General features: G+C 49.9%; 5 protein-coding genes. 3 read left to right on the top strand and 2 right to left on the bottom strand.

Annotated features, from left to right (window positions below):
• Window positions 1-114 precede the first annotated feature (114 nt).
• On the bottom strand, window positions 115-1845 hold the full coding sequence (locus L2082_RS17905; protein WP_446012068.1) for a hypothetical protein: 1731 nt from the start codon (window positions 1843-1845) through the stop codon (window positions 115-117).
• A gap of 342 nt (window positions 1846-2187) precedes the next feature.
• Window positions 2188-2673, bottom strand: coding sequence for a hypothetical protein (locus L2082_RS17910; RefSeq protein WP_446008612.1), 486 nt, complete (start codon window positions 2671-2673; stop codon window positions 2188-2190).
• Between the two features lie 564 nt (window positions 2674-3237).
• On the opposite strand from L2082_RS17910, the gene L2082_RS17915 reads away from it, so the two are divergent.
• The 3 genes from L2082_RS17915 to L2082_RS17925 all read left to right on the top strand — a co-directional run.
• A complete protein-coding gene (locus tag L2082_RS17915) occupies window positions 3238-4749 on the top strand; it encodes a CCA tRNA nucleotidyltransferase (protein ID WP_446008611.1) in 1512 nt (503 codons plus the stop codon).
• Window positions 4750-4839: 90 nt separating this feature from the next.
• Entirely contained in the window at window positions 4840-5436 is a 597-nt protein-coding gene (locus tag L2082_RS17920) for an SAM-dependent methyltransferase (protein WP_446008610.1), read from the top strand.
• A 78-nt stretch (window positions 5437-5514) separates the two neighbouring features.
• Window positions 5515-6033: YebC/PmpR family DNA-binding transcriptional regulator (locus L2082_RS17925; RefSeq protein ID WP_446012069.1), on the top strand; the 519-nt coding region annotated here is incomplete at its 3' end.

Genomic DNA, 6033 nt, shown 5'->3' on the forward strand with positions numbered 1-6033 from the left:
CGCACTCTCTGGCACTACATTAAGAATCCGAAAATCTGTGATGAGTAATTACAGATATTTGAAAGAGGAGCAAGGCCCCAAAAAGGACTTTTTTTCGTGTTTTGAGCACAAATCCTACGAACTTGGGTTAGGGTAGAAGGTCGCAGTGGCACTGTCTATACAATCTATCGGACCCCAGTGGAACGTGGCCTCAAAGGTGATCTCCGCCGGGGTGACATCATCTGCCGGAGCAACTATGGTGACAACATTGTCAGTGTCAATAGTAACCGTCCAAGCTGCAGGGACATTCAATGCCTGCCAGGTGACATCGGAACATTCGCAGGTCTGATAGTCATCCAAATCAAAGGTCGAGAACGGCGCATACTGACCGGGTATCCCGGAAACTTGAGGGCTTTCATATGCCTCGCCGGAAGCAGCATCCTCCGTTTCCATTGTAATTCCTCCGCCGGTGACATTCAGCACAGCTTTCCATGTGTAAACGCCCAGATCATCACTGGGGATATTGTAGTTCACAGTGTCTGATCCCTGGAAATCGGTCAGTGTAATGGTGTCGTATTCAACGCCATCTCTATAGACGGTCAAAGTCCCGTCTGCCAAGAACCGTTCCACGCTGTAGTGAACGCTGACATCGTATCCCGTGTCTGTGCAGGCTGTTCCCGGTACTGTGACATCAACGGAAACAGGGAAAATAGTTGCCTGAAGTATCACTATATACCAAGGCGTTGCTAGGTATTGACCAGCATAGTTATAACCGTTCCAATAGCCCGAGTCCGATGTTGGATGAATCTGATCATTGACCAAAAATTCACAGTAGTGACCCCACCAATCACCAGCCGGGGTTTCCGTATTTGGTTGAGCATTGGGGATTTCTGTTATCTGTAACAGCTCGAGTCCCTTAAACACGCCGAACATGGCATAAGGATGACCAAGATTTCCAAACCAACCGCCGGAAGGGCCGTCATTCCAACGCGAGTTGATGTAATCAATGGCCTTTTGTACTCTCGGACTATCTTTATCATCACCGAGATAGTAGAATTCTACAAGTAAACCGCCTGTTTTTGCAACGTTTATCCAATTGCCTTGAACATCATATCCTGAGCCGCCCGTTACCGGGTCCTGAATAAAGGTAACCCAGTGCTGCATTTCATCTTTCACAAACTGGGGAGCATAGATCTCCCATTGTTCAGCAGCGACAAGACCAAGGGTGGGCCATTGTGCTACGGAATTGTCACCATAGCCAGTTGCATTATTGTAATAAGAATAGCGCCAAGCACCGCGCCCATTCTCACCGTCTATCTGCGCCCAGGCACAGAAGTCCACCAAGTCTTCCATGACTTCCCGATAGGTCATTCCTTTTAGATCACCTGTGGAAACAACCCGATTCGGTGTGCTGCTGGCCACAAGAGCCTGCATGACAATACCGGTTTCATACATGTAGGTGTAGCCAGTGGAGTCGAAGTAAACACCTTGACCGTTGCCGTTGGTGTCTGGGTCGTCATTCCGGCCAGGATAGCCAACGGTCTGAAGATTGATGTTTATTTTATGACCATATTGGAAAATAAAATCCAACCCTTTCTCCACTTCATCAGAGTAGGAAGAGCCACCGCCGGGAAAATGCCCCTCGTTTTCCAATGAGAGTACCGCTGTAGCTGTGTTTGCCAGATAATAGTCCCACCCCGCCTGCCCGAAAGAACCATCAGCACGCTGCTGGCTCGCCAGCCAAGCCAAGCCGTCCTGAATGGCATCATCAATTTCGGCCTCGGTGGCTGCATTCACCTGTGCTGTTATAATCGGTAGCAGGCTACCGATTAGTGCCATCGTAATGGCAATGAACTGTTTTTTCATTCTTTCCTCCTTATGTTTTTCTTGATGGTTACTTGTTTCAATACCTTCGCCATTCTGAATGGCGATCTTTCAGCAGAGGTTACAGTGTTTCAAAGAGTTAATAATTGACCTGTAAATTAAAAAACGGTCCGGGATTTGGCGGACAGAGTTTTAATTATTTTTATCTATACTCAACGAGTTACAGTGACAACCCACGAACACGTATTATAGCCCAATTAGCAAGCAAGTTGGGATGTAAGTCTGTTAGCTGAATGGCGAAGGTATTGTTGTTTAACATTTTTCTGTTTTTCGATATCCACCTCCTTTTTTCGATTGATCACTGTCTGCCCCGAATAAGGCCGCCTATTCCTCCGGCTCCTCCTTCTTCTTCCCCCGCTTAATCTCACTGGTACGGGTGCCACCCGCCATTTCGTACTCGCTGCTGTCCTTGCCGTACTTGACGCCCACCCCGGCCAGCATCCGACCGGACTTGGTGCCGAGTTTTTTCTCCCGGTCGTTCAGCTCATTGAGTAATGCGTCGGCCTGGGCAAGCAGGGTATTGTACTGCTCCAGAGTGCTTTGCACCTCGGCGATCTCGTCCTCAAAGGCAGCGACCGTGAGGCCGTTGCCCAAATCCAGGTTCGGATCAATAGCCTTCAGGTTGGTGGCGCGTTCCTTTGCTTCGGCGATGACTTGTGATGATCTGCGTTTGTAGGCCATGAGATTTCCTCCTGAAAAAATGGGTTTATCTTTGCCGTCACGGCGGTTGCGCATGTCCGGCAGCTGTTCCGGGATGTTCAATGTCTCATTTTGTACACCCCGGATGACGTTTCGTATATCCGGGAACACGTTCGGAACATCCTGAATCTCATCTCGGACGTTCAGAATGACGTTTTGGATGTGCAGAATTTCTTCCCGAACATCCGGGATCTCGTTTCGGACATTCAGAACCGCGTTTCGGATGTACGAGATCTCGTTTGGAACCTCCGTAATCTCGTCCCGGATATTTCAGATAAGGCTTTGTATCTCCGAAATCTTGATCAGGACATCCTCAACGAGGATTGGAACATCCAGAGGCTCGTTCTGATCATCCAGATTATTATTTCGTGTAGACATGAGCACCTCTGAACGTTATGAATGGAGAGTGAAAAGATGCAGAGGTACTTTGGCAAGCTCTGTCATGCAAATCGGTTGTTTCAACCTTTGATCATAACAACATTCTCTGTTATCAGGAAAAAGTCAAGCGGAAAATTAAAGCAAAACAGACAGATAAATGAGATTGATAATCATTGCCGTTGTCTTGTGGCGATTCCATCCGCATCGAAACAGGTACGGTGGGATTACTTTGCAGCACCTCCCGACCTTTTTTTGCCTGCTTGTGCAGAGGCTGATCTCTTGGTATAGTTGCCCATTATGAAAAAGAATGATAAGTATATCCTTTCCGCTGCTACCGTACTGGCCCTGTTCCCGGACGGGTTAGTGGAGAAGCTGGCAGCCGTGCATCAGGAATTCGGCGGTGAAATCTATTTGGTAGGCGGTGCAGTGCGTGATCTGCTTCTGGGGCGGCAGCCTGGCGATCTTGATTTCACCGTAGCTTGCAATGCCGAACAATGGGCAGAAAAGTTACAAGTTATCACCGGCGGAACCTATGTGGAATTGGGTCGGGAGGAAGACGCAGCCCGGATTGTGCTTCGGAAAGGAGTGGATGTTGATTTTTCTTCGTTCCGGGCCGGTGCGCAGTCCATTGCAGAGGATCTGGAGAAACGTGACATCACTGTGAATGCCTTGGCCGTGCCAGTCCATGATCTGCTCACAGGTCGTTGTCAGGACCAGAATGAGTTACCAATCATTGATCCGACAGGTGGGCTTGTTGATTTGGAGCAACAGCAGGTACGGGTTGCCGGGAAAAAGAGTTTTTCTGATGATCCGTTGCGGATGCTCCGGGTGTTTCGTTGTGCTGCGGTCCTTGATTTTACCATTGAATCGGATACCCTGGAACAGATCCACCAGCAGCGGGAAAGTATTGATCGGGTAGCCACGGAACGGGTTGCCTATGAGCTGGACTTGATTATGGCCTCACCCAGAGCGCATCAAACCTTCAGCGCGATGCGGGACAGCGGGTTGCTTTGGGAAATTTTGCCAGAACTGCGGGCAGGGCAGGGCATGGATCAGCCTGCCAGTCATCATCTGGATGTGTTTGAGCATTGCCTGGAGACTCTGTATCAGATGGAGCAGGTGCTTGCAGACCTTGAACATTACTTCCCGGTGACTTTCCCGGTAATGACAGAGTATTTGGCAACGAAAAAACGGCAGGTGCAGATGAAATGGGCTGCTCTGTTCCATGATGTGGGCAAACCCGTTACCTATGGGATCAATGAGGACAAAGGCGGGCGGATCACCTTTTATAACCATGATCTGCGCGGGGCTGACATCCTGACTGAAATCGCCGGGCGGCTTCGGTGGGCCAAAGAAGACACTGCGCTGGTCGCTCGGTTGATTGGTGGCCATATGCGTCCGTTTTTTCTTGCCAATAATCAGCGGCAGGGCAAGCTGACCCTGAAAGCCTGTCTGCGTCTGGTGCGAAAAATTGGAGAACACCTTCCTGGTTTGTTTCTGGTCGCCATGTCCGATGCTTTGGCTGGGAAAGGTGAGGCCAGCCCTGATGATATTGAGCAGGAGGTGGCCGGACTTTTTGACCGTCTGCTTCAGGTCGAGGAAAAGCATGTGACCCCGGTGCGCACGGCTCCTCCTCTGATTACAGGCAGGGATTTGATCGAAGAACTCGGTCTTACACCTGGTCCCTTGTTCCGTGAAATTTTGGACCAAGTGGAAGAGGCCCATATGGAACATCGGGTCAGTACCCGTGAGGAAGCACTGGCTTTGGCAGCCTCGGAGGCGGAAGACCTGTCCCGCCAATCCTTCTGAGCAATAAAGTCAAGAAAAAGCCCTGAAGGGGCTGTAATTAACCAGCTCAGGGTAACACCCTGAGTATTTTCATGTACAATCTGAATCACCATGCGGAAAGAACAGGATTTTTATTTTCATAAGGCGAAAAAAGATAATTACCCGGCTCGGTCAGTATATAAGCTGGAAGAGGCCCAGCAGAAGCATAAATTTCTTAAAAAGAAACAACGTGTTTTAGATCTGGGCTGTCATCCGGGCAGCTGGAGTCTGTATGCAGCCAAGGTGGTTGGAGCCAAGGGAGCTGTGGTTGGTGTTGATCTCCAGCACACCGATATTCCCACCCAAAAAGACCATGCTGAAATTACCTGGCTCTGTTATGATGTCTATTCTGATGAACTGGTCCCTGAGCTGCGCAAACTTTGGCCCGGTTTTCACGCCCTGATCAGCGATATGGCTCCGAGAACCACCGGTAATCAATTTTCCGATCACCAGTACTCCCTGCGCCTGTGCCGTCGGGCTTTGGAAATTGCTGAGTTGATGCTCCATGAGAACGGCAGTTTCTATTGCAAGGTCTTTCAGGGGGAAGATTTTCCGGAGTTTCAGCAAGAATGCAAACAGCGCTTTTCCACGGTTAAGGTGGTGAAGCCTCAGAGTTCCCGTACTGAAAGCCGGGAGATATTTTTGTTGGGACGTGGGTTTAGGCGATAGAATTTTTTCGAAGGAAAACACCGGCGATGTCGGTTCGATTTTTATACATGATTTAACAGTAACGAAGGAGAAGTAACCGTGTCAGGACATTCAAAATGGAGCACCATTAAGAGGAAGAAAGGTGCCAACGATGCAAAGCGAGGCAAGATTTTCACCAAGCTGATCAAGGAGATCACCGTGGCAGCCAAGATGGGCGGCGGCGACCCGGACGGTAACCCCAGGCTGCGTAGTGCCATTAATGCGGCCAAGACCGAAAACATGCCCAAGGATAATATCGACCGAGCCATCAAAAAAGGTACCGGCGACCTGGACGGCGCAGTCTACGAAGAGATCCTCTACGAGGGCTATGGGCCTGCTGGCGTGGCTGTGCTGGTGGAGACCATGACCGATAATAAGAACCGGACGGTCGCGGATATTCGTCATTATTTTTCCAAGAGCAACGGCAATCTGGGCGAGTCCGGCTGCGTGGCCTGGATGTTTGATAAGCGTGGCGTGATCGTGGTGGATGCCGAAGGCGTGGAAGAAGAGGAGCTAATGGAATTGGCTATTGAGGCTGGTGCGGAAGACGTGGTCGAAGAGGAAGGCAGATCGGAAGAG

The organism is Candidatus Electrothrix sp. (assembly GCF_052785085.1).